Origin of the sequence: Clostridium polyendosporum, assembly GCF_018332455.1 — a bacterium.
Lineage (GTDB): Bacteria > Bacillota > Clostridia > Clostridiales > Clostridiaceae > Clostridium_AY > Clostridium_AY polyendosporum.
Window position 1 is genome coordinate 1 of sequence record NZ_BOPZ01000004.1, and the last position, 24647, is coordinate 24647.

21 protein-coding genes are annotated in these 24647 nt (G+C 29.9%); 4 read left to right on the forward strand and 17 right to left on the reverse strand.

The genetic code is table 11. The features are described from left to right. Positions 1 to 553: 553 nt before the first annotated feature. From CPJCM30710_RS03240 to CPJCM30710_RS03250, 3 genes are all read right to left on the reverse strand, one after another. A complete protein-coding gene (locus CPJCM30710_RS03240; RefSeq protein WP_212902742.1) occupies positions 554 to 1168 on the reverse strand; it encodes a GDYXXLXY domain-containing protein in 615 nt (204 codons plus the stop codon). After that, complete coding sequence (locus CPJCM30710_RS03245; RefSeq protein WP_212902743.1) at positions 1161 to 2240, reverse strand: DUF2157 domain-containing protein; 1080 nt, start codon at positions 2238 to 2240, stop codon at positions 1161 to 1163. The genes CPJCM30710_RS03240 and CPJCM30710_RS03245 overlap by 8 nt, the downstream gene beginning before the upstream one ends. 387 nt (positions 2241 to 2627) lie before the next feature. Continuing rightward, positions 2628 to 4400 carry a hypothetical protein gene (locus tag CPJCM30710_RS03250; protein ID WP_212902744.1) on the reverse strand — a complete coding sequence of 591 codons (1773 nt, stop codon included), beginning with the start codon at positions 4398 to 4400 and terminating at the stop codon, positions 2628 to 2630. A 297-nt stretch (positions 4401 to 4697) separates the two neighbouring features. Here CPJCM30710_RS03250 and CPJCM30710_RS03255 point away from each other — a divergent pair, with 297 nt between their 5' ends. Then, positions 4698 to 5384, forward strand: coding sequence for a DUF421 domain-containing protein (locus tag CPJCM30710_RS03255; RefSeq protein ID WP_212902745.1), 687 nt, complete (start codon positions 4698 to 4700; stop codon positions 5382 to 5384). A gap of 144 nt (positions 5385 to 5528) precedes the next feature. Here CPJCM30710_RS03255 and CPJCM30710_RS03260 read toward each other — a convergent pair whose 3' ends face one another. Next, the gene (locus CPJCM30710_RS03260) at positions 5529 to 6017 is read right to left on the reverse strand and encodes a TM2 domain-containing protein (RefSeq protein WP_246503438.1); all 489 of its coding nucleotides are present in this window, start codon (positions 6015 to 6017) and stop codon (positions 5529 to 5531) included. Positions 6018 to 6102: 85 nt separating this feature from the next. Here CPJCM30710_RS03260 and CPJCM30710_RS03265 point away from each other — a divergent pair, with 85 nt between their 5' ends. Continuing rightward, positions 6103 to 7281, forward strand: a complete 1179-nt coding sequence (locus CPJCM30710_RS03265) for a cation diffusion facilitator family transporter (protein ID WP_212902746.1) — start codon at positions 6103 to 6105, stop codon at positions 7279 to 7281. 199 nt (positions 7282 to 7480) lie between these two features. Here the strand turns inward: CPJCM30710_RS03265 and CPJCM30710_RS03270 are convergent, their stop codons facing one another. Next, positions 7481 to 8332, reverse strand: a complete 852-nt coding sequence (locus CPJCM30710_RS03270; RefSeq protein WP_212902747.1) for a histidinol-phosphatase HisJ family protein — start codon at positions 8330 to 8332, stop codon at positions 7481 to 7483. Between the two features lie 582 nt (positions 8333 to 8914). On the opposite strand from CPJCM30710_RS03270, the gene CPJCM30710_RS03275 reads away from it, so the two are divergent. Continuing rightward, positions 8915 to 9688 (forward strand): 3'-5' exonuclease, encoded by a 774-nt coding sequence (locus CPJCM30710_RS03275; RefSeq protein WP_212902748.1) that lies wholly within the window; start codon positions 8915 to 8917, stop codon positions 9686 to 9688. Between the two features lie 139 nt (positions 9689 to 9827). Here CPJCM30710_RS03275 and bioA read toward each other — a convergent pair whose 3' ends face one another. Genes bioA through CPJCM30710_RS18000 form a run of 3 tightly spaced genes read right to left on the reverse strand, consistent with a single transcriptional unit; the run spans position 9828 to position 12051 of the window. Beyond that, positions 9828 to 11174, reverse strand: coding sequence for an adenosylmethionine--8-amino-7-oxononanoate transaminase (gene bioA / locus CPJCM30710_RS03280; RefSeq protein ID WP_212902749.1), 1347 nt, complete (start codon positions 11172 to 11174; stop codon positions 9828 to 9830). Positions 11175 to 11197: 23 nt separating this feature from the next. Beyond that, entirely contained in the window at positions 11198 to 11929 is a 732-nt protein-coding gene (gene bioD / locus CPJCM30710_RS03285; protein WP_212902750.1) for a dethiobiotin synthase, read from the reverse strand. Beyond that, a complete protein-coding gene (locus tag CPJCM30710_RS18000; RefSeq protein WP_281413946.1) occupies positions 11929 to 12051 on the reverse strand; it encodes a hypothetical protein in 123 nt (40 codons plus the stop codon). Before CPJCM30710_RS18000 ends, bioD begins: the two co-directional genes overlap by 1 nt. 339 nt (positions 12052 to 12390) lie before the next feature. On the opposite strand from CPJCM30710_RS18000, the gene CPJCM30710_RS03290 reads away from it, so the two are divergent. After that, entirely contained in the window at positions 12391 to 14973 is a 2583-nt protein-coding gene (locus CPJCM30710_RS03290; protein ID WP_212902751.1) for a RyR domain-containing protein, read from the forward strand. Between the two features lie 158 nt (positions 14974 to 15131). Here CPJCM30710_RS03290 and CPJCM30710_RS18145 read toward each other — a convergent pair whose 3' ends face one another. The 9 genes from CPJCM30710_RS18145 to CPJCM30710_RS03335 all read right to left on the reverse strand — a co-directional run bounded on the left by CPJCM30710_RS18145 (position 15132) and on the right by CPJCM30710_RS03335 (position 24394). After that, positions 15132 to 16187 carry an ABC transporter substrate-binding protein gene (locus CPJCM30710_RS18145; RefSeq protein WP_212902752.1) on the reverse strand — a complete coding sequence of 352 codons (1056 nt, stop codon included), beginning with the start codon at positions 16185 to 16187 and terminating at the stop codon, positions 15132 to 15134. Between the two features lie 30 nt (positions 16188 to 16217). Beyond that, positions 16218 to 17009 (reverse strand): ABC transporter permease, encoded by a 792-nt coding sequence (locus tag CPJCM30710_RS18150; RefSeq protein WP_246503439.1) that lies wholly within the window; start codon positions 17007 to 17009, stop codon positions 16218 to 16220. Further along, positions 17010 to 17867, reverse strand: a complete 858-nt coding sequence (locus tag CPJCM30710_RS03305; RefSeq protein ID WP_212902753.1) for an ABC transporter permease — start codon at positions 17865 to 17867, stop codon at positions 17010 to 17012. After that, positions 17864 to 18955 (reverse strand): ABC transporter ATP-binding protein, encoded by a 1092-nt coding sequence (locus tag CPJCM30710_RS03310; RefSeq protein ID WP_212902754.1) that lies wholly within the window; start codon positions 18953 to 18955, stop codon positions 17864 to 17866. Before CPJCM30710_RS03310 ends, CPJCM30710_RS03305 begins: the two co-directional genes overlap by 4 nt. Before the next feature lie 271 nt (positions 18956 to 19226). Then, on the reverse strand, positions 19227 to 19946 hold the full coding sequence (locus tag CPJCM30710_RS03315) for an ABC transporter ATP-binding protein (protein ID WP_212902755.1): 720 nt from the start codon (positions 19944 to 19946) through the stop codon (positions 19227 to 19229). 13 nt (positions 19947 to 19959) lie between these two features. Continuing rightward, the gene (locus CPJCM30710_RS03320; RefSeq protein WP_212902756.1) at positions 19960 to 20739 is read right to left on the reverse strand and encodes an ABC transporter ATP-binding protein; all 780 of its coding nucleotides are present in this window, start codon (positions 20737 to 20739) and stop codon (positions 19960 to 19962) included. Positions 20740 to 20749: 10 nt separating this feature from the next. Further along, complete coding sequence (locus tag CPJCM30710_RS03325; protein ID WP_212902757.1) at positions 20750 to 21988, reverse strand: ABC transporter permease subunit; 1239 nt, start codon at positions 21986 to 21988, stop codon at positions 20750 to 20752. 3 nt (positions 21989 to 21991) lie between these two features. Continuing rightward, positions 21992 to 22951 carry a branched-chain amino acid ABC transporter permease gene (locus CPJCM30710_RS03330; RefSeq protein ID WP_246503440.1) on the reverse strand — a complete coding sequence of 320 codons (960 nt, stop codon included), beginning with the start codon at positions 22949 to 22951 and terminating at the stop codon, positions 21992 to 21994. 246 nt (positions 22952 to 23197) lie between these two features. Beyond that, positions 23198 to 24394 (reverse strand): branched-chain amino acid ABC transporter substrate-binding protein, encoded by a 1197-nt coding sequence (locus tag CPJCM30710_RS03335; RefSeq protein WP_212902758.1) that lies wholly within the window; start codon positions 24392 to 24394, stop codon positions 23198 to 23200. Positions 24395 to 24647: the final 253 nt, after the last annotated feature.

The window sequence follows — 24647 nt, forward strand, 5'->3', positions numbered from 1 at the left end:
TCTTGCTCTCAAAAGAATTGCTGTACTTAATTTCCTCTGTTTAATTTTCAAAGACCAAGTTACTTTTGCGTGTCATCAACTGACCGCTTGATTATCTTATCAGCTTTTCGCTTCTCTGTCAACAACTTTTTTTATAATTTTTCAAGTTGAATTGACATCTAGTGAGAAACTACTTTTTAATTTGTCGCATCAAGTCGACAAGTGATATCTTATCATCATATATCACTATAATATTTTAGCATTTACACCTTTATTTTAATTTAAAGCTTGTATACTTACTTATTATTGTTATTCCTTATGATATCTTATATTGATACACCGGGAGAAGTATATTGATAAATAGTCTTGTATTTATCTTTAGACCATTTATTTGTACTGCTGTTTTTTATAAAGATACACAACTTCAATGCTAAAAAAATTCATTTATGAAGTTGTGTATCTATAGCTTGAGTAACATTTCACTTCGTGAAATTACATGAAATAAGATATCAGCTTTAAGGGCTATCCCCTTTTGACAGAATGCTTAAAAACTATTGATTTTAGTATATCTTTTCTACCTTAATTGCACATCACTTAAAATAGCATATCCATTATAAATTTTAATTTTTGCAGTATATAGCCACTGATTGTTATTATATTCTATATTTTCTGGATATGAATTTAAAGATTTATTTTCATTAGAAGTAAAAAACCTATCTAAAGTATAAGTAATATAAACATCTTCCTTTTTAAAACCATCAATACTTTCATCAAAGTATGGTAACACTCTACATTTTAAATATAATTCTGTTTTAGGTTTTTCAATGGATATATAATCTAAGTCATATATATCTCCAGATTTTTTTAGTACAGCATAAGCATTTATAGGCCTATTGTTAGAATTTTTATTTAATGTTTTTATAGAGTCTGGTAGCTTATCAACAGTAACATTACTAATTTTATATTCTAAATATAAATTTTTTCCTCTAAATGAATCTGAAGAATGGTATGCATTTGCTAGAATGGATACTTCAGTTCCTTTATATAAAGTAAGCAAAGGTAAAATGGTCATACATAATAAAATTATTACAGGTATTAATGTGACTATTAAAAATTTTCTTTTAATATTAAGTTCTTCAAATTTAGAAAATAAATTAAACCTTAAAAATTCTTTTATACTATTAATCATATTTCTCACCTCTACTATCTTTTCTAAACTTTTCAAAATAGTAGCCAAAACCTATTAATACAATTCCTCCAATTATAAAGAATAAAGATTTAGGCATAAAATCATACAAAGTATCAAAATAATATCGCATAATTATAAAGAGTATAATAGGCAGTGAAATAAGATTTTTCTTATGTGTTTGTAATAGTAAAAATATTAGAAAACCTATTGAGAAAACTACACTTACAATCTTAGTATTAGAATCAGTTAAAAATTTAAGTTCTGTCCAATTGTCAGGGAAAGTTAACATTAAACCAGTTATTCCATATATTATGTTTCCTTGAAACTTGAATACATTCCCTTGAAAGTCCATTGGAATATAGTACATAATCATTCCAATAACAAATACTACTATAATATCTATAGTAAAATTTTTTCCATACTTATCTAATAAAAATATAAATGTATTTATAGCTATCCAATTATTAAAAAAGGTTATATTTTTATCCAAATTAAAATGGTTATTAAGATAATAAAGAATAGGAATTAGGATCAAAACAGCTAATGGTAAGTTATTCGTTGAAAAGTGGCCATTTATATAAATCAAGAGAAGAATATCTGAAAAAATAAATAAAATTTTATCTTTAAAAAATACCACAATAGAGAGTGTTCCTAGAGCCCATAATAATATTGGTGTAGTAAATTCACCTCCAAAATTAAACATTTGACCAACCAAAAATATGCCTGCTCCAAAGGTTATTACTCCACTATAAAGTAGACTCCTACTGGTTTTAGGTAATCTATTATACAGCTTATAACTTCCAAAATTAAAACCTAAAAAGATAATCAATATAATCGAAAACTTAGATAACTTACTTAGAGCTTGCCAATTACTTGCTATAAAAGTTAGTATTCCAAGGCCAATAAGTACAGAGCCTATTAAAAGTAAAATAGTAATAAAATTCAAATCATTTTTAACAGAGTATAAACTCATTATATTTTTATACTGTTCTACTGTTATGAGACTATTATCTTTATAGAAATCTAGTTCATCCTTTAAAACTTTGAATTTATTTTTTGTAAAGCTACGCATAAAATCCCCCCTTTTTTTTATCATATCATCTATGGAGCTATATTTCCATACATAATATTCCAAATATTCAAAATTAACCAATAATATTGCTATTCTTAAATTTTTCTTATATATGTAAGCCATATATTTTAAAATCTGATCTCTGATATGCATACCATATGTACCCAATAAGCTGATCTCTACTAGTATCACAGCCCCAATAATTAATTATTGATTTGTTAGTAGAAAATTGAATAAATATCTCTTTCAGTTGCAAATTATGCTGATAGCATAGAGATAAGCTTTATATTTGATACAGAGATAGAAGAAAAAATAATGGCTTGTAATCCAGCTAATATAGAAAGAATTATGCTTAAGAATTTAAAGTATTCAAAAAAATTGACGTCCTCACATGAGTGAGAACGTCTTTGTTATTTTATAACCTTGCCTATCTTGGTTATCTCTATTAAATCCTCGTATATTATATCCCTCTTTGTCATATCCTTCTGCATCAAAACCTCTTCTATCATAACCATCTCTATCAATGCCAGCTTTGTTATATCCATATATATCGAAGCCTTCTCTATCATATCCATCTATATTAAATCCGTCTATATTATATCCTTCTTTATCATATCCTTCTGCATTAAATCCATATCTATTATAGCCTTCTTTATTATAGCTTTCCTTATTGTACCCATACATATCGAAGCCTTCTCTATCAAAGCCATCTTTATTATATCCGTATCTGTCATATCCTTCTCTGTCATATCCCTGTTTATCTAGGCCACCTCTATTATATCCATCTCTATCTAAACCTAAAATATTAAAACCATCTACTCCATATCCCTCATCATCAAAATATGTTCCATTTTGATGTATACTATTTTTATTAAATCCACTTATATCATACCCACTTAAGTCATATCCATCATCATCATATCTTGTTCCATTTTTATGAAGTCCTTGCTTATTAAATCCTCTTTCGTCATAACCTCTTACATCATAACCTTCAAAGTCATATGTTGTTCTATTTCTATGAATTCCATACTTATTAAAACCTCTTGCATCATAACCTGTAGAATCATATTTTGTTCCACCTTTATGAAGTCCTTGCTTATTAAATCCTTTTTTATCATAACCTGTTATATCATAACCTTCATAGTTATATCTTGTCCCATTCTTATGAATCCCATCCTTATTAAATCCTCTTACATCATATCCACTTAAATCATATCCAGTATTATCATATTTTGTTCCATTTTCATGAAATCCATCCTTATCAAATCCACTTTTATCATAACCCTTTATATTATACCCCTCATTATCAAAGTATGTTCCATTTTTATTAAGACCTTCTTTATTAAACCCCTTTATATCATAACCGTCATTATCATACCTTGTTCCATTTTTATTAAATCCCTCTTTACCAAACCCCCTAATGTTATAACCTCGTATATCATAACCAGTATCATCAAAAAATGTTCCATTTTTATTAAGTCCTGCTTTATCAAATCCTCTTATATCATAGCCTTCATTATCATATCTTGTTCCATTTTTATTAATTCCAGCCTTATCAAATCCCCTTATATCATAGCCATTTATATCATAACCGTCATCATTAAAAAATGTTCCACTTTTATGATAACTGTCATAATCATAGCCTCTATTATCATATCTTGTCCCATTTTTATGAACTCTATCTTTATTAAACCCTCTTGAATCATACCCTCTTAAATCATAGCCTTCATCATCATATCTTGTTCCATTTTTATGAAGTCCTTGCTTATTAAATTCTCTTATATTATACCCTTTTAAGTCATATCCATCATTATCGTATCTTGATCCATTTTTATGAAGTCCCTGCTTATTAAATCCTCTTCTGTCATATCCATTTCTATCATATCCATTTCTATCATATCCATCACAATCATAACCTTCATAATTATATCTTGTTCCAGTAATATGGATTCCGTCTTTATTAAATCCTCTTATATTATATCCATTTCTATCATATCCATTTTTATCATATCCATGGTAATCGTAACCATTATCGTCATATTTTGTTCCATTACTATGGATTCTTTCTTTATTAAATCCTCTTATATTATATTCTTTATTGCCTAAACCATTTTCATAATATTCACTTAAACTCCGCACAAATCTTTTAATTATATTCAATAAACTCACCTCATTAAAAATCTTATATTTTATATTATAAGATATAATACATATTCAGATAATAAAATTATTTAATATAATCTGTTTTAAAATTTGTTATTTAAGTAAATTATACCTTCTAATTACATAAAAAGTAAATATTTTAATTAATAAAAGTAAAAAAAAGGAAATATTTAAAAAAAGATTTTAGAATGACTTTTTATAAAACAAAAACTATAAAGTACATGAAAATGAATAGTGTTAAAAATGTTTTGACAATATATCAATATAAAAAGTAATAATCTAAGGAGTAAAACTATGAATAACAAAACTATAGAAATAATCCTAAGAAGTATATCTTCATATATTATTCTATTAATTCTAGGAAGATTAATTGGAAGAAAATTAATCTCACGGATAACATTTTTTGATTTTTTAGTTGGAGTTACTATTGGGTCTGTGGCAGTAAGAATGGCATTGGGATCGGAGGATTCCTTATTCTTGGCTATAATTTCAGCAGCAATAATTACTATATTAGTGATAATTACAGATTATTTACATATTAAAAGTTTTAAATTTAGAAAATTAATAGGTGGTGAACCAATCATATTAATTAAAAATGGTAACATATTAGATTATAATCTTAAAAAATCAAAAGTTACTATAAACGACTTAATAATGCAACTAAGAGAAAAAGATATATTTAATATAGGAGATGTTGAGTTCGCAGTTATGGAGATTGATGGTGAGTTATCTGTACTGCCAAAACCTAATAAGCAACCAATAACAACTGGTGATCTAAATATTTTGAGAACTTACAAAGGATTGACAAGCGACGTAATTATTGATGGCAAAATAATATATGATAATTTGAAATATACAAATTATGATGAATATTGGCTTAGAAAACAGCTAAAAACTCATAATATTAAAGATGTGAAAGATGTATTTTATGCAGGGTTAGATACTTCAGGAAATCTATATGTTTCTCCCAAAAAAAAATAAACTTATCAAATCCACCTATCTAGTTTTATTTTCTGTCATTTTATGAAACAACAAACAAAAGCCACTACTTTTTTCGAAAATTTAGTAGTGGCTTTATTACTTTAGTCTTTATTTTAGAGTAGAATTCAATAAATTTTTATAGCCTTAACGTGGTCCATACTGTGCTGCAAAAACCTTATCACTGTAAATTAAATAAATAATTCCTTCTATAACACCAAGTATTACTGGTACCAACGTCCAGGAGAAAAGTAAGTATACAATCCCTACACCAGTTTGACCTAGATAAAATTTATGTGCACCTAATCCACCTAAAAAAATAGCTAATAATGCTGCTGCAACTCTACTTTTAGTACATTTGGGATATAGATTTACACTATCTGAAGAACTTGATAAACTAGAAGAATTGAAAGCTGTGGCATCATCTTGATCAGTATTCATAAATACCATAGACTGTTGTTTTGCCATCTCTTCTAATTCTTCAATTTTTGTTAACTTTTCAATATACATTTCTTTAATACATTTTCTACAATAATTCTTGCCATTTATCTCATTGTTACATTCAATACATATAAAACAACCACAACTATCACATGTTTCAGTGGCTTCTCTATCATTGTGAATATAACAATTCATACATATCTCTCCTAAATTTATAGTATAATCAATATATTATATTATAACAAAATTAGAATTAGAATTTGAAATGGAGTGTTTGTGAATGCTATCTAAATTATTAGTAAGAACATTTGTAAAAAATTATGAAGACACAAACAATGAAAAGGTAAGAGAAAGCTTTGGATTACTTGGTGGAATAATAGGAATAGCAATAAATATTATACTTTTTACCATAAAACTTTCAGTAGGACTTATCGTAGCTAGTATTGCAGTAATGGCTGATGCATTTAATAACTTATCTGATGCCGCTTCTTCTATAATAACTATAGTAGGTTTTAAAATGTCTAATAAACCTGCAGATGAGGAGCATCCTTTTGGTCATGGAAGAATAGAATATATATCTGCACTTATAGTATCTTTCATGGTTATACTTGTGGGGTTTCAGTTTGTTAAGTCTTCTTTTGAAAGAGTAATTAACCCAGAACCAATCACCTTTGAGGCTGTTCCCTTTTTCCTCATATTAGGATCTATAATCTTTAAATTTTGGCTAAGTAAATTTAATAAATATATAGGTAAAACCATAAACTCTTCTGCCTTGAAAGCAGCCTCCTTTGATGCTTTAGGAGATGTAGTAACTTCAAGTTGTGTTGCCTTATCATTATTACTTCCTAAATTCACAACATTACCTGTAGATGGTTATATAGGTATTTTAGTAGCATTAGTAATACTTTACTCAGGATACTCCCTTGTTAAAGAAACAGTCAATCCTCTTTTAGGAGAAGCACCTGATCCACAGTTAGTTAAAAAAATAAAGGAAAGCGTATTGGAATATGAAAATATAACAGGAGTTCATGACTTAATAATACACAATTATGGTCATGGGAAGTGTATGGCTTCTATACATGCTGAAATTCCGTCAGATATTGATATAATGCAAATTCACGATATAATCGATACAGCAGAAAGAGAAATTTCTAAAGAGTTCAATATATATTTAGTAATTCATATGGATCCAATTTGCACAGATTGCGAAGAAATAAAATCCTGCAAAAGAATGGTTGAAAAAATAATAGAATATAATCCCCTTGTAAAATCTATGCACGACTTTAGAGTTGTAGGAGATGGAGAGAAGAAAAATCTTATTTTTGATGTAGTAGTGAATTCATGGCAGTTAGATAAGATGATGACAGAAGAGGAGCTTAAAGAAAAAATTACACAGGATATAAAGAATCTACATCCACAATATAACTGTATTATTACAGTAGATAATGATTTTATGTAATTGAACTAGAAGTCGTGGCAAAAGTAATTTTAGGCAAAACTTTAGCTAAGTGACTTACAAAAATATTAAATATAGCTATAAAAACCAGTATTGGGATATCAATATAATGCTCAATACTGGTTTTTTAATTATAAAATAAATATATAATTATAAACTTACAGATAAAAAAAGCTCCCTTTTTAAGAGCTTTATATCAGTTTTATATAATATTCTTACTTCTACCTATATAATAAAAATTCTTCTTATCGCTTATCATAATCCATTCAGGTATTCTATTACTAAACAATGTTAAATATTTAAACCCTGCCTGCCTTGCAATTTCGATACCCGTCTCTAGATCCTTTCCTACATCATTTGCACAATGGGCATCAGATCCTATAGTTAATATTTCGCCTCCAAGTTCATGATAAAGCTTCAGCACATCTATTCCCGGCATAGTTTCTTTAGGAGCTTGCCTTAATCCTGAAGTATTAAGTTCAATGCCCTTACCTTTTAAAATTAATATTTTAAAAATTTGTTTTAACAATTCTTGTTGCATCATTAATGTAATCCTTGATTTATAAATATCGGTACTATATCTTTTTATTAAATCTATATGACCTACACAATTAAAATCAGCATTAATTACAAGTTTCTTTACCTGGTTGATATAAATTTGGCATATCTCTTCTAAAGCCACACTGTTATAGTCAATTTCATTAACATCTATATCTCCTGGCAATTTATGAACTGATCCAACAACATAATCAAAAGGTACAGAATTAACTAATGCTTGAGATGTTGATGAAAATAAATGTGGTTGTCCTAGTTCTACTCCAACCTTTACTTTAAGTTTCCCTCTAAATATTTCATTTGCTTCTGCAACTTCTAACAACAAATTGTTAGGTTTGTATATTTCATACTTCTCATCTTTAGATGTTGGCTCGAAATGATCTGTTATAGCGATTTCCTTTAACCCCTTTTCCACCGCACTTTTACATACTTCAAGCAGTGTATTCTTCCCATCGACTGAATAGGTAGTGTGGATATGATAATCATATAAATAATTCATTTTTTACCTCCACCATTTTATTTTAAAACACTATCTACTATTATAATAATTATCTTATATTAAGTTCTTATTATCTTAGCGTAAATTAAATATTAAAAATACATTCTAGAAATATAGATATACTTAATAAACAGCTTGAAATTGATATAGTTCCATTCATTAAGGTGCTTCTTTTTATTACACAAAAGAAGCAACAACTTTTATTTTCCAGTAAGTATATTTTATTTTTAATTATAGCTAATTATAGAATTTAATTTTTTTACTACTATAGTATAATATTACTATATAGATATTTCATAATAACGAGGTGCACTTATGAATTTTTAAGAATTAGTCAAAACCCGTCAAAGTGTTCGTTCATATTTTGATATACCTGTTAAAAAATAAATACAAAAACCTCTAAATATACCTAAAAATCAAAGGGTTGCACTAGTAATATCTGTAGGTTACCCTAAAGTAAATACTATAAGAAACAAGACCTGAAAATCTATAGATGAAATATATAGCTTTAACCCCTAATCTTTGTTTTTCTTTAATTAATGGCATACTAAGTAATATGAATTACGTTAAGGGGCGAAGAAAATGAATTATATAATATTTGATTTAGAATTTAATCAAGATTACAATTTAAACAAAGAAAATAAAAACATAGTAACCCAAAGATGCCCTTTTGAAATAATTCAAATTGGTGCAGTAAAGCTCGATGAAAATCATAAAACAATTTCAACTCTAGATAAACTAATAAAACCTGAAATATATACTGAAATTCATCCTTATGTAAAAGAAATTACAGGTATTACAATGGACGAATTAAATACTGCAGAATCTTTTAAGGAAATCTATAAAGAACTTATCGATTTTGTGAAAGATGACAAAAGTATTTTATGTGTATGGGGAATAGCAGATATGAAAGAGTTATTTAGAAACATAGCATATCATGGGTTAGATGGATCCCCAATCCCTAAAGAATATATTAATCTTCAATCTTACGCATCTAAATATCTTAATTGCCCAAAAGGCACTAATATTGGCTTAAGCAATGCAGTAGAATTATTAAATATTGAATTAAAAAATCAATTTCACCATGCTTTTAATGATGCTTACTATACTGCAGAGATCTTCAAAAAAATCTATAGTGAAAAGATTAAAACTACTATATATAATCCAAATAGACAGAGTTCAAATAGACATAGACGCAGAAAAGAAAAAATTGACACATCTAAATTAATCGAGCAATTTGAAAAAATGTTTGATAGAGAAATGACTGCAGATGAAAAATCCATAATTAAGTTAGCTTATATGATGGGAAAAACAAATCAATTTCAAATTAAAACTCCTGATAAGGATACTTTATAAATGATAAACATTAACATGATAAGATCAAAAGCGTTTATAACTGAATAGAGCGAAACGGAAAATTAATCATTTTCTATTTCACTCTATTTTTAAGTTTATAAAATATTTATCTATTATAAAGGTATCTAAGAAACTATGCTTACTTCCTAAAATATTCATATATGCTTTCAAAAGTAGTATTAACCATATACTTAATATCCTTTTCTGTTATAACGTATGGTGGTAAAAAATATAACACATTTCCTATAGGCCTTAATAAAAGACCTTTATTTAAAGCTATTTTATATATTTCATAGCCTACTCTATCCTTCCACGAAAAAACTTCCTTCGTTACTTTATCTTTAACAAGTTCCACAGCTGTTACCATTCCAAGCTGACGAACCTCCCCTACATAAGGGCAATTTTTAGCTTTCTCTAGTGTTAATTCTCTTATTAATTGCGATTTTATCTTATTATTTTCAAGAACATTGTCCTCTTCAAAAATCTTTAAACTCTCACAAGCTATTGCACAGGCCATAGCATTTCCTGCATAAGTATGACTATGTAAAAAAGCTTTAAGCTCTGTATATTCTCCATAAAAAGCCTCATATATTTCATCACTAGTCATTACTACAGACATAGGCATATATCCAGCAGAAATTCCTTTAGATAAACACATAAGATCTGGACTTATTCCTGCATGTTCACAAGCAAACATCTTACCTGTTCTTCCAAAGCCTACAGCTATTTCATCAGCAATAAAATGTATTTGGTATTTATCGCAAGCAATTCTTAGTTTCTTAAGATATATCGGAGAATACATTCTCATACCCGCTGCTCCCTGAATCATTGGTTCAATTATTATACCACAAAGCTCTTCATGTTTATCTTGTAAAACTTTTTCCATATCTTCAAAGCATTCTGCATTACAAGTTTCTCTATTTTGACCATACTTACACCTATAGCAATCAGGACCCTCTGCCCTTATAGTATCAAATAGAAGGGGCTTATATATTTTACTGTAAAGATCTAAATGCCCAACAGATAAAGCTCCTAAAGTTTCACCATGATACGCATTTGTTATAGTCGCAAATTTAGTTTTTTTACTTACTCCTTTTTGCTGATGATAATGAAAACTCATCTTTAGAGCAATTTCTACTGCAGATGAACCATTATCAGAGAAATAAACCTTCTTTAATCTGTCAGGAGTAATCTCTACAAGTTTTTCTGCTAATTCTATAGCCGGTTTATTTGAAAAATTTGCAAAAATAACATGTTCTATATTATTTATTTGATTCTGTAGTGCTTTATTAATCCTTTTATTGCTGTGTCCAAACAAATTTGTCCACCATGACGATATACAATCTAAGTATTTATTACCTTCCACATCATAAAGGTAGCACCCCTCTCCTCTTTCAATTACAATAGGAGGTAACTCCTCATAATCTTTCATCTGGGAGCAAGGATGCCATATATACTGTAAATCTTTTTTCTGATAACTATTCATTCTATCCTCCATATATAGATAAATTAAATTTCATCCATACAATTAATTAAGTCTTCTACCTGTAAAGAATTATGGACTTCATCAATAAACTTTTTTAACTTTAATTCTTCTTTATCTACGCCATCAATCCATGGAAATATTGCAAGTATAGGGACTTTAGTAAGTTTTTCAATCATTTTTATATTGTCATTACAAAGAACAGTATCCTCATAACCATTAACTATAATCCCCTTAATTTTTATTCCTAAATTCTTAATATAGGCAACTGTAGTTACTGTATGATTTATTGTTCCAAGACCTGCACTTGCTACTATTATCACAGTTAAATTTAATTCCTTTATAAGATCCTGTAGAAGATAGATTCCATTCTCATTATCTATTAAAGGACATACAATACCTCCACTACCCTCTACTACTATAAAATCATATTTCTTTTTCAAAGCTTCAAATTTTTCTTTTACAAGGTTTATACAAATAGGCTTATTTTCTATTTTAGAAGCAAGATGCGGAGCTGTAGCAGTTTTATATATATAAGGTGTTATATCTTCATATTTTTCTTTAAGGCCACTTACTCTACTTACAAACTTAGTATCCCCAGGGATTAACATATGATTTTCTTCAATGGCACCACTTAGAGCAGGCTTAAAATAACATGCATTATATCCATGAGAACGAAGTAATTCCATTAATCCTGCAGTAACAATTGTTTTTCCTACATCTGTTCCTGTACCTGTGATAAAAATACCTTTAGTCATTAAAGTGCACCTTTAAGCTTCTCTTCTATTTTAATACTATATATAAACTCTTCTTTTGTTAATATAGGTACAATTTTTACTGATGGTGCTACTAAAATCATATCTCTAGTTTTGTTATTCATATAACTCCTCCTAATATCTATTGTAAACCATCCTATAATTACAGGTTTACAATAAATAATACCTAAACATAGAATAATTGTCAATTTAAATTTAGTTTTAAAAAAAATAAGTAAAATGTGACTGAAATCATATATTCTTTATTACAATTATGTTATAATTCAATAAAGAATATCATACAATAGTAAAAACTAAATAAAACATATTATTAGTTATGAGTATAAACAACTTTAATCCTTATAAATTTAGTTATAAAATTGTTTATCGATATAATCAATCTATTTATTAGTTAAAGATATTATTAAATTATTGCAAAACTTAATACATTAGGGGTGATAACTATGGATAATAGAAATGTAACAATAGTCGTATCAGGAGATATATGTATAAATTCTCTACAATGGATAACAGATCCTCAAAATAATAAAGGTTTGAACTGGCAGACTCATTTAAATATGCATAATGCCTTAAAGTCTGGAGAGGCCCTACTTCTATCAAAACTTGTAGCTTTATCAACAGGTGCTTGTATACTTTCACCTAAAATACCAGATCTAGAATCAGCTTCATCAAGAGAATTTCTTCGCTCTACTGCAGAGTTAGAGCTTTTTCCTATATCTGCTAATGAAAAAAATAATGATAAAGTGTACAGAGTAGGACGCTTTCTTGGGTTTACAGGACCATCATCTGGTCTGCCTAAGTTACTCCCTATTATAAATGATAATGATAATGCTGATATAGTTATATTAGATGATGAAAATAATAGTTTTAATTCTAATAAAGAATTCTGGCCTTTAGCTTTAAAATCATCTAATAAATCTCCAATAATCTTATATAAGATGAATAATCCTAATGGTTCCAGCACTCTTTGGAAACACTTAGAAAAATTTCATATTGAAAAAACCATAGTAGTTATAAACGGTGATGATCTACGTTCAAAAGGAGTTAATATAAGTAAAAGTCTTTCTTGGGAAAGAACAGCTCAAGATTTTGTATGGCAAATTAATAATAATCCTAACCTCTCCTTTCTTGCAAAATGTAGTCACTTAATAGTTCCCTTCGGCCTTGAGGGTGCCATATATTATAAAAATGAAAGCTCAACTGAATCTCGTTTATACTTCCTTCCTTATGAATTTGAAGGAGGTTCTTTTAAAGAAACTCAAGGCAAAATGTATGGACTTACCTCTTGCTTCGTTGCTGGACTTGCACGTGGTATTGTTTCAGGAAATCATAACAACGACGAGCTTTCTCAATCAATAGATAAGGGTATTCGTGACGGTATTGTTGCTGCTCAAAAATATTTCACCGAAGGCTTTGGAAAAAATATTGAAGAATATCAATTTCCTAATCCTTCAATATTTCTTGAAGGAGAAAATGATTTTATATACAAGGAACATGTTCAAGATGTGAAAATACCTAATTCATTTAATACTAACTGTTATTCCTGCTGGTACATTCTTAAAGATAAAAGTTCTACGAATTTAGCAGAAATAGCTTATGATATTGTTAAAAATGGAGTAAAGAATGCACTTAAATTCATACCTATAGCACAGTTTGGGAAATTACAAACTGTAGATAGAACAGAAATTGAAAGCTATAGAAGTATTAAAAATCTCATGTGTGAATATATCTCATCTAGGAATATAGAACGTCCACTTTCTATTGCTGTATTTGGAACTCCTGGATCTGGAAAATCTTTTGGTGTAACGGAAGTAGCTGCTAGTATTGCTCCAAATTTAATTAAGAAATTAAATTTTAATTTATCGCAGTTCCAATCACTATCAGATCTAATAAGCGCCTTTCATAAAGTAAGAGATCTTTCTTTAGAAGGCAAAGTTCCTCTAGTATTTTTTGATGAATTTGATTCAGCCTTTGAAGGAAAGCTTGGCTGGTTAAAATACTTATTAGCCCCTATGCAGGATGGAGTATTCAGAGAAGGAGATTCTATTCATCCTATCGGGAAAGCTATTTTTGTATTTGCTGGTGGAACAAGCAGTACATTTAAGGAATTCTGTGGTGAGGATATAAACGATGAGAATGAGCAAAAACAATTTCTATCAGAATTCAAAGGTGCCAAAGGTCCAGACTTTGTAAGCCGTCTAAGAGGCTACGTAAATATCCTAGGGCCAAATCAAACTGATAAAAAATGGGATCAACTATTCATCATTAGAAGGGCAATGTTATTACGTTCACTACTTGAGAGAAAAGTACCTCATCTTATAAATGACAATGGAGAAGTTCAGATTGATAATGGTGTAGTAAGAGCTCTACTTAAAGTTCCAAGATATAAGCATGAATCAAGATCTATGGAAGCTATATTAGAGATGAGTATGCTAACTAATGCAAAAAAGTGGGAACAATCTCATCTACCATCTAAAGAGCAACTAAAACTGCATGTAGATGAAGAACAATTCTTACGTCATTTAATGCATGATGCTTTTTTTAGTGAAAAAATCGAAAAACTTGCAATAGATATTCATGAAAAGTATAGAATACTTAATGAGAATAACAAGAATATAGATTTGGATTTTATAAAACCATGGGAAGAACTTAGTGAAGATTTAAAAAATTCTAGTCGTAATCAAGCAAAACATATTCCAAATGCCTTACTCAGAATTAACTATGATGTCGTTTCTGTTAAAGAGAAACCAACAGCTATAGAATTTACTGAAAAAGAACTTAATATTCTAGCTGTATATGAACATACTCGCTGGTGTCTTCACAGAAAAGAAACGGGTTGGAAATATGGTGATAATAAAGATAATAAGAAAAAAACTGATCCTAGTCTTGTACCTTGGGATATTTTGGCCGATAACAAAAAAAATAAGGTATATCAAATGGTTAAGATTTGGCCAGAGATACTAGCAAATTCAAACTTTAAGATAGAACGACTAAAATTCCTATGTCAATGCGAAGCTACAGTTTAAAGTTCTATTAAATTTGAGCCAGAGTTTAGGCAGCAAATAAGAGTGCAAGGCCACTAAGCCTCCTAAAGATCTACATAAACAATTAATGAAAGTAAAAGTTAAGGGGCCGTTTCAAAAGTATTACTACTTTTGAAAAAGCCCCTTTAATATATTTTCAATTATTGACTTTTTACTTCAGTCCAAATTTTATCATATTCTTTAAGAGCATCTCCTAAATCCTTAAGATGTTCTCCTTTTTTCATATCTTCTTCACCTGGATATATAGTCTTGTTTTCTAAAGTCTCTTTATCCATATATTTATGTGCTTCTACATTAGGATTTGCATATGGAAAATCCTTTGAAATCTCTGCACTTATCTCAGGATCAAGTATAAAGTTTATAAAAAGCTCAGCATTTTCCTTGTTAGGTGCACCCTTAGGAATTATAAAGTTATCTTGCCATAAATACATACCTTCTTTAGGTAATACGGCTTTTATATCTTTATTTTCCTTTTCTGCAAGTACTGCTTCAGCACCCCAAACGATTCCAGCAGCAGCTTCTCCATTTATAAGCGAAGTTTTCGGACTATCACTGTCATAAGCTTTTATATTTTTCTTAAGCTTTAAGAACTCTTGTTTAGCTTCTTCTAATTTCTTCGGATCAGTTTCATTCATGGAGTATCCTAGCTTTTTAAGTACAGCACCTAATATTGCTCTCTCATCGTCTAATACTACAAGTGAATTGTTAAATTCACTATTCCATAAATCACTATATCCTGTAACATTAGTTTTTACTTTGCTTGTATTAACAGCAATTACAGCATTTCCCCACATATATGGAACGGTATATTTGTTTCCTGGATCATATGACATATTCTTAAATTGTTCACCTATGTTCTTAAGATTAGGAATATTGTCCATGTTTATTTCTTCAGCTAATTTTTGTTTTATCATTATATCTGCCATATAATCTGTTGCTACGGAAATATCAAACTGTGAACCACCAGCCATAATCTTTGCTAGCATTTCTTCATTTGATGAATAAGTAGTATAGTTAACCTTTATGTTATATTTTTTTTCAAACTTTTCTATAACTGATTGCGGAAGATATTCAGACCAATTGAAAACATTAAGCTCTGATTGTTTTTTGCCACATCCAGTCATGACACTTCCTAGCATAAAAGCTATAAGTCCTGCACTTATTAATCTTTTAAATATCCTTGATTTCTTAATCATTAAAATCATCATCCCCCAATTATATAAATTTTAATTGTTGTTACTAAACTTCAATCTAATTAGTTCTGAAATAACTGCAACTGTTAATGTAAATATTAACATTACTGTTGAAAGTGCATTTATTTCAGGCGTTACTCCAAGCCTTACCATAGAAAATATCTTCAGAGGTAAAGTTGTAGCTCCTGGACCCGAAACGAAGAAGCTTATTATTACGTCATCAAGTGATAATGTAAATGCTAAAAGAGCTCCTGCTATTATTCCTGGCATTATAATAGGAAGTGTAACTTTTATAAAAGTTTGAAACGGACTAGCTCCTAAATCCATTGCTGCTTCTTCAAGTGCTTTATCAAATCCTTCTAGCCTTGCCTTTACTACAATAACAACATAAGAAATACTAAATGTTATGTGTGCTAAAATCAATGTTAACATTCCAAGCGGAAGTTTCACCTGAGAAAATAACATAAGTAGCGCTATACCCATTACTAATTCTGGTATTATTACCGGTACATAGATCATACCATCTAACACTGTTTTACCCTTAAATTTATATTTATACATTCCTACTGCTGCTAAAGTACCTATCATTGTTGAAATCAAAGTGCTTATAACAGCTATCATAATACTATTTGCCATGGCCTTTAAGACTGCACTATCCTTCATCAATCCTAGATACCATTTGAAAGTAAATCCCTGCCATACAGCATTAACTTTTGAATTGTTAAATGAAAAAACCACTAAAATAATCATTGGCATATATAAAACTATATATATTAAAATTGTATATAATGAAAATATACTTCTCGTTATTCCTTTATTCCTCAACTATATCACCTCCGTTTTTTTACTACCTCCACTAAGCTTAACGTATAATCCTATAAGTATAAAAGTAATCACTATAATGACTATAGAAATAGCTGAACCAAAAGGCCAATCCCTTGCTGTAAGGAATTGATTTTTTATAAGATTACTAATAAGCATGACTTTACTACCACCCATTAAATCTGGAATGAAAAACAATCCTAATGTTGGAATGAAAACAAGTATGCATCCTGCTATTATTCCTGGCATTGTAAGAGGAATAGTTATCTTCCAAAAAGTTCTCCAAGGGGTAGCTCCAAGATCAGTTGCGGCTTCAATATAAGATTTATCAACACTATCTATGGATGCATATAACGGAAGAACCATAAAAGGGAATAATGTATATACAAGACCAAGTAAAACTGCACCATCTGTATAAAGCATTTGTATAGGTGCAGAAATCAAACCTAATTTTAATAAATATGAGTTTATAATACCTGTTGTCCTAAGTAATACAATCCAAGCATATGTTCTTATAAGAGAATTGGTCCAAAAAGGTATTATTATAAGCATAAAAAGTAATGATCTATATCTTTTTGGTGCCTTTGTTATAAAATAAGCAAAAGGATATCCAGTTATAAGACACGTAATCGTAGCTAAAAAAGAGATTTTTAAAGAATTTATTAATATCTTTATATATACTGGATTTAAAAGTTTAGTATAATTTTCTGTATTAAAATTATATTCAACTTGTCCATATACACCTCTTGTAAGAAACCCCATAACCATAACTATAATAAGAGGTATAGTTAAAAAAGCAAGTAGCCAAAATACTATTGGTGAAAGGGTCCATATAATTCCTTTGTCTTTTAATTTCCTCATGGTTTTATCACCACCGCATGTTCATATTCCCAACTCACAAATATATCTTTTCTATCCTTTCCTAAATCTAATATATATCCAGCTGGTTCATTAACAACGATTTCTTTTCCATTTTTCAAAGTTACTACAGTCTTCTGAACAGAACCAACATATATTCTTTCTTTCACAGTCCCTAAAAGAACATTCTTTCCTTGATCTTTTGAGCAACTCAATTTCATTCTCTCAGGTCTTATAGTTATTAGTATGTTATCATCTATTCCCAGAGTATATTCTGATAACATTTTAAGTTTTATACATATTTGCTGACCATCTTCTATTTCTATGTACACATTATCTTCTTCTATTGTTTTAATTTTCGCCTCGAAAATATTTATTTCACCAATGAAATCAGCAACAAACTTTGTTTTAGGTCTTTCATAGATTTCATCAGGAACTCCAATCTGCTCAATTTTCCCACCGTTCATAACTGCAATTCTATCAGACATAGTTAATGCTTCTTCTTGATCATGCGTTACATATATAAACGTAATTCCTAACTTTTGCTGAAGATGTTTTAATTCAAATTGCATTTGCTTACGAAGTTTTAAATCTAATGCTCCAAGAGGTTCGTCCAACAAAAGTACTTTAGGACTATTTACAATTGCTCTTGCTATTGCAACTCTCTGTTTTTGGCCGCCACTAAGCTGGGATGGATATCTATTTTCATATCCTTTAAGTTGTACAAGTTTTAATACTTCCATTACCTTTTCTTTTATTTCACTTTTAGAAAACTTCTTTAATTTCAAACCAAATGCAATATTATTGAATATAGTCATATGAGGAAACAAAGCATAACTCTGGAATACAGTATTAACATCTCTTTCATGTGGTTGCTTATATGATACATCTTCATTATCAATTAACAACCTACCACTTGTAGGTTCTTCAAAGCCTGCAATAATACGAAGAGTTGTTGTCTTTCCACATCCACTAGGTCCTAATAAAGTTAAAAACTCTCCTTTTTTTATATCAATAGAGATATCATCTACTGCTATATGTTCCTTAAATTCTTTTTTTAAATTGATAAGTTGTACCATATAGTCGCTCATGTTAAATCACCATCCACTATACTTTTTATTTTAATCAATTTCACACATAAACTATGTATTTGATGCTATTTACATTATAGTATATTATTTCATAAATAGTATATTACTGTATAAAACTTTCATCAACGAAGTTTATAACAATTTTTTAACAACTTCATCACATTAAAATACTAAAAACATTCCCGCTTCTCCAAAGATAACGGGAATGTTTTTATTTATAATTATCACAACATAACCTATCTAAAATCTATCTAATATTTATTCCTTAAACTTAACCTAGATAAGCCTCTCTTACCATATCATTCTTAAGAAGTTCCTCGCCAGTTCCTTCTAAAACGATACTTCCTGTTTGAAGTACATATCCCCTATTAGCAATTTTTAATGCTTTATGCGCATTTTGTTCTACAAGTAGTATTGTCATACCCTTAGAATTTAGTTTTTTTATTATATCAAATATAACATCAATCATTAATGGTGCAAGTCCCATAGACGGTTCATCCATAATTAATATAGAAGGTTCACTCATTAATGCACGACCAATAGCAAGCATTTGTTGCTCACCACCACTTAAAGTTCCTCCTTTTTGCTTTTCTCTTTCCTTAAGTCTAGGGAACAATCCATACACATACTCTTTATTTCTTTTTATTCTTTCATTATCATCAAATCTAAATGCTCCCATTTCAAGATTTTCTTCAACAGTCATTCTCGGAAATATCTTTCTCCCCTCAGGTACATGAGCAATTCCAAGCTCTGCCACTTGATGAGCATAAAGATTATTAATTGTTTTATTCTGAAAAATCACTTCACCACTTTTAGGTTTTACGATAGATGATATAGTTCTAAGAGTTGTACTTTTCCCTGCTCCATTACTTCCTATTAATGTTACTATTTCTCCACTTTTAACCTCAAAAGAAATATCTTTAAGGGCATGAATACTTCCATAGTAGGTATGAATATTTCTTAATTGCAAAACTACTTTATCGTGTAACATTACTTCACCTCTCTTAAGCTGTTATCTCTTCACTTTCTTCTCCAAGATAAGCTTTAATTACTTCTTTATGAGTTTTAATATAATCAGGTTTGCCCTCTGCAATCTTTACTCCGTAATTAATAACAGCTATTTTATCTGAAATACCCATAACAAGCTTCATATCATGTTCTATTAATAATATCGAACACCCAAAATCTTTTCTTATTTTTAAAATAAATTCCTTCATTTCTTCTGTTTCCTTCGGGTTTAAACCTGCTGCAGGTTCATCAAGCATAATAAGTTTAGGTCTTAAAGCAAGAGCTCTTGCTATTTCTAATCTTCTCTGATCTCCGTAAGGAAGACTTTTAGCAAGTTCTTTTTCTTTTTCTTCCAATCCAACGTACTCTAGAAGCTTTAATGCCTCCATATATGCACTTAGTTCCGCATCTTTCATTTTCTTTGTTTTAAAAATAATATCTTTAATTCCATAGGATAGGTTAATATTCATTCCTACCATTATATTTTCAACTGTAAGCATCTCTGGGAAAAGTCTAATATTTTGAAATGTTCTTGAAATCCTACAGGAAGCCACCTTTTCTGGAGTAAGCTTATTAAGTTTTTTCCCATTAAATATAATCTCTCCTTCATCAGAAGGATAAAGACCACTTATCATATTAAAAAAAGTTGTTTTTCCTGCTCCATTAGGTCCTATAACACTTACAATTTGCCCTTCATCAATGGTTAAATCTATAGAATCAATAGCTGTCAGTCCTCCAAAGCGTTTGGTTAATCCTTTAACTTCTAGCAGTTTCATATTATCCCTCCTAATCACTAGTTAAAAAAGAGTCTTTTTCTTTTTTAATGAATCTAAGAGTCTTTTTACCTGCAATATGAAGTTTTCTTTTAGCAGGTAAAATACCCTTGGGACGCAAAATACACATTATAATAAGAATAACACCAAAAACTAATCTCTCGTATTTAGCTGGATCTAACTGAGAAGGAATTTGTATAATTCCAGAAGTCGATAGACTTGTGAAGAAATTTGATAACTCCTTTAATACTTGAAATTGAAGAATAACTACTGCCGCTGCTCCAATAACTGCACCAGCTATACTTCCCATACCCCCCATAAGTACCATAGCAAGTATCCCTATGGATTCCATGAATCCAAAGCTTGATGGATCAACAAAGGACTGCTTAGCTGCAAAAATTACTCCCATCATTCCTGCAAAGGCTGCTCCACAAGCAAAAGCCATAAGCTTCATTTTAACAAGAGGTACTCCCATAGTTCTTGCTGCTAATTCATCCTCCCTTATTGCAGTCCAGGCTCTTCCTATTCTTGAATTATTTAATCTGTTTACTACTACAATTGTTAGTAAAAGAACAATAAGTACAATAAAATAGAAGTGCACAGAAGAATTTAATGTAATTCCAAATAATTTTGGTGGTTCAACAGGAACTATCCCCTTTGGTCCATTTGTTATATTGATTGGTTTATCCATATTGTTTAATAAAATTCTTATTATCTCTCCAAACCCTAAAGTAACTATAGCAAGATAATCTCCTTTTAGTCTTAAAACTGGAAGCCCTAATAATACTCCTACAAGAGCAGCTATTATCATACAAATTAATAAAAATAACCAAAACCAGTTCCCTGATATCGGGAAGCTAACCCATGAGGAATATATGAAATTGCTTGCTTGAGCAGAAGCAAATATAGCATATACATACGCTCCTGTTGCATAAAATCCTACATAACCTAAATCAAGTAGTCCTGCAAAACCTACAACTATATTAAGACCTATAGCTAGCACTGAATATATTCCAACCTGAGTTATTATATCCATATAGAAACTGTTGCTTCTACCCACAACAGGAATAATTAATAATAGGTTTGCTATAGCAACTCCAATCTTTATAGGAATTTTAAGTTGACACTTATATAATGTAAATAAAGAGAATAGATATAATAAAAATGTAATTGGAGAATTGTCAAATACTAAAAAGAGTGCGGGAGCTACTATAATCAGTAGAATTTGTACTTTATTATAAATATTTCTCATTTCTTACACCTTCTCTCCTACAGTTTGCCCTAATAATCCACTTGGTTTGAATAAAAGCAACACAATTAAAATTATAAAGGCAAATATATCCTTATATTCTGCGCCTAAAACACCATGAGAAACAACACTTAAAGAAGCGGATCCAAAAGTCTCAAGAATACCTAGAATTACACCTCCAAGCATTGCTCCTGGAATATTTCCTATACCACCTAAAACTGCAGCTGTAAAAGCTTTCATTCCAAGTACAAATCCTATATATGGATGAATTAGTGAATATTGAATTGAAAACAATGTACCAGCAGCTCCACCTAAAGCCGCTCCAATTAGAAAAGTAAGAGAAATTACTTTATCTACATCTATACTCATTAGCATAGAGGTAGATTGATCCTGTGCTACTGCTCTCATTGCCTTTCCCCACTTTGTCTTAGAAACAAAAAGATTTAAAGCAACCATAATAAATATTGAAATTGTAGCAATGTAAACTGCTTTCACAGGAAGCTTAAGTGAGCTTGAAATATTTACACTTGAATTAAAAATTGTAGGAGCAGTAATATAAAACGCATTTTTAATTAATCCTTCTACGAGACGAACAGCATCCTGTAAGAAGAAGGAAACTCCTATTGCTGATATAAAAGGAATTAACTTAGGTGCCTTTCGAATTGGCTTATATGCAATTCTCTCAATTATTACTCCTAAAGTACCACTAAATAACATAGCAATTAGTAAAGCAATAATTAAAGCGATTGGCGCAGGTATAGAACTTAAATACCCCATGCTTTGCATAAACAAAAGCACTTCTGTTCCAATAAAGGCCCCAACCATAAACACCTCACTGTGAGCAAAGTTTATAAACTCCAAAATACCGTACACCATAGTGTATCCCAAAGCTACAATAGCGTAGACAAGACCTAATGTTAACCCATCTATAATAAGTTGAGGAATCATCTGTAATAATTGGTCCATAGATTCACTTCCTTTCTATTAACGATAACAACTTCACTCTTTAAACAATTCATGAAAATAGTCTCAACATGTAATGCTTTTCCTAATGATATATAAGTTCAATCATTAAATCCTTAATTTAATTATGAACTTGTATATCTGAATTATAATTCAGTTATGAAGTTGTTTATCTATATTTAATTCAAAAACAGCGGACCTGAAATATCAGGTCCTAATAATATATATTAATTAAAGGAAAAATAAGGGCTATTTTAAATAATCTTTTGCTTTTATACTCTTAACTACAGTAGATGGATATTTAGCTTCTTTAAATTGACATACATACATAACAGCATCTTCATTGTCACCTTTGCTATTAAAGGTTACTTTTGTAGCTACTCCCTCAAAGCCTTTTATGGCTCTTACTGATTTAACAACTTGTTCTCTAGAAGGTTTTTTACCATCATTATCTTCAATAGCTTTCTTTATCCCATCTAACATAACATTCATAGCGTCATATCCATAAATAGACCAATTTTCTGGTGCCTTTCCAAGTTTAGCTTCGTACTTTTTAGCCCATTCTTTACCTGCATCGGTTACAGTAACATCTGCAGACATAGATGTATAATACACTCCTACTGCACTTTCCCCTGCGATTTTTACAACCTCACTAGAATCCATACCATCTGGGCCTATAAATTTTGCTTCTATATTCTTTTCCTTCATTTGCTTTATGATTAATGAACCTTCAGGATATATTCCTCCAAAATAAACTACATCTGGTTTCACAGAAGAAACTTTATTTAAAACTCCATTAAAATCTGATTCTCCAGCAGTTATACCTTCATAGCCTACTATATTTCCACCATTTGTCTCAAAGGTCTTTTTAAATTCATCAGCTACTCCTTGTCCATAGGTTGTTTTATCATGAATAACAAATGCTGTTCTTGCCCCTAGATTCTTTAATGCAAAATCAGCAGCTGCCGGCCCTTGAACATCATCTCTAGTACAAATACGATTTACACTTTCAAGGCCTCTTTCTGTTACTGCAACTCCTGTATTAGCTGGAGAAACCATAGATAAATTTTCTTTCTTATAAATCTCTGAAGCTGGAATCGCTACTCCTGAGTTAAAGTGTCCTACTACTCCTAGAACATCCTTATCAACAATTAACTTTTGTGCAATTGAAACACCAAGTTTTGGGTCAGCTTGATCATCCTGAGCAGCTAATTTCAAATCAATATTTAGCTTTTTAAATTCCTCAACACGTTCTTCAAGAGCCATTTGAGCTCCATTTTTAATTGATTCCCCAATTGCTGCCTGTGAACCTGAAAGAGGTGTACATGTTGCAATTTTTACTACCTGACTTCCTGAACTAGCACTATCAGCTTTTCCACATGCCCCTAACATGCTTGATACAGTCATTGTAGCTATCAGTCCAAAAATAAATGTTTTTTTCTTCATTAAGTAGTCCCCCTTAAAAATCTCATTTTTTAAACTAAAATCTTATGTCCCTTCTACCCCAATTAGTTTTACAAAAAAAATGGTGCTAAGGAAGTTAAACACTTCCTTAGCACCATTGCTCTATTTATTCGTAATAAATATCCCCTTAACTGCTTTTCATCTCTCTTATTAAGAAGAATTCTATTTTCAAAAAACTTACTAAACCCTAACTCTTACTATAATTTTACTTATATAGCATCATTTGTTCAACACC

Coding starts and splice junctions, on each gene's coding strand:
- CPJCM30710_RS03240 (WP_212902742.1), bottom strand. CDS start 1,168: ATGATTAATAGTATAAAAGAATTTTTAAGGTTTAATTTATTTTCTAAA.
- CPJCM30710_RS03245 (WP_212902743.1), bottom strand. CDS start 2,240: ATGCGTAGCTTTACAAAAAATAAATTCAAAGTTTTAAAGGATGAACTA.
- CPJCM30710_RS03255 (WP_212902745.1), top strand. CDS start 4,698: ATGAATAACAAAACTATAGAAATAATCCTAAGAAGTATATCTTCATAT.
- CPJCM30710_RS03260 (WP_246503438.1), bottom strand. CDS start 6,017: ATGAATTGTTATATTCACAATGATAGAGAAGCCACTGAAACATGTGAT.
- CPJCM30710_RS03265 (WP_212902746.1), top strand. CDS start 6,103: ATGCTATCTAAATTATTAGTAAGAACATTTGTAAAAAATTATGAAGAC.
- CPJCM30710_RS03270 (WP_212902747.1), bottom strand. CDS start 8,332: ATGAATTATTTATATGATTATCATATCCACACTACCTATTCAGTCGAT.
- CPJCM30710_RS03275 (WP_212902748.1), top strand. CDS start 8,915: ATGAATTATATAATATTTGATTTAGAATTTAATCAAGATTACAATTTA.
- bioA (WP_212902749.1), bottom strand. CDS start 11,174: ATGAATAGTTATCAGAAAAAAGATTTACAGTATATATGGCATCCTTGC.
- bioD (WP_212902750.1), bottom strand. CDS start 11,929: ATGACTAAAGGTATTTTTATCACAGGTACAGGAACAGATGTAGGAAAA.
- CPJCM30710_RS18000 (WP_281413946.1), bottom strand. CDS start 12,051: ATGAATAACAAAACTAGAGATATGATTTTAGTAGCACCATCAGTAAAA.
- CPJCM30710_RS03290 (WP_212902751.1), top strand. CDS start 12,391: ATGGATAATAGAAATGTAACAATAGTCGTATCAGGAGATATATGTATA.
- CPJCM30710_RS18145 (WP_212902752.1), bottom strand. CDS start 16,187: ATGATTAAGAAATCAAGGATATTTAAAAGATTAATAAGTGCAGGACTT.
- CPJCM30710_RS03305 (WP_212902753.1), bottom strand. CDS start 17,867: ATGAGGAAATTAAAAGACAAAGGAATTATATGGACCCTTTCACCAATA.
- CPJCM30710_RS03310 (WP_212902754.1), bottom strand. CDS start 18,955: ATGAGCGACTATATGGTACAACTTATCAATTTAAAAAAAGAATTTAAG.
- CPJCM30710_RS03315 (WP_212902755.1), bottom strand. CDS start 19,946: ATGTTACACGATAAAGTAGTTTTGCAATTAAGAAATATTCATACCTAC.
- CPJCM30710_RS03320 (WP_212902756.1), bottom strand. CDS start 20,739: ATGAAACTGCTAGAAGTTAAAGGATTAACCAAACGCTTTGGAGGACTG.
- CPJCM30710_RS03325 (WP_212902757.1), bottom strand. CDS start 21,988: ATGAGAAATATTTATAATAAAGTACAAATTCTACTGATTATAGTAGCT.
- CPJCM30710_RS03330 (WP_246503440.1), bottom strand. CDS start 22,951: ATGGACCAATTATTACAGATGATTCCTCAACTTATTATAGATGGGTTA.
- CPJCM30710_RS03335 (WP_212902758.1), bottom strand. CDS start 24,394: ATGAAGAAAAAAACATTTATTTTTGGACTGATAGCTACAATGACTGTA.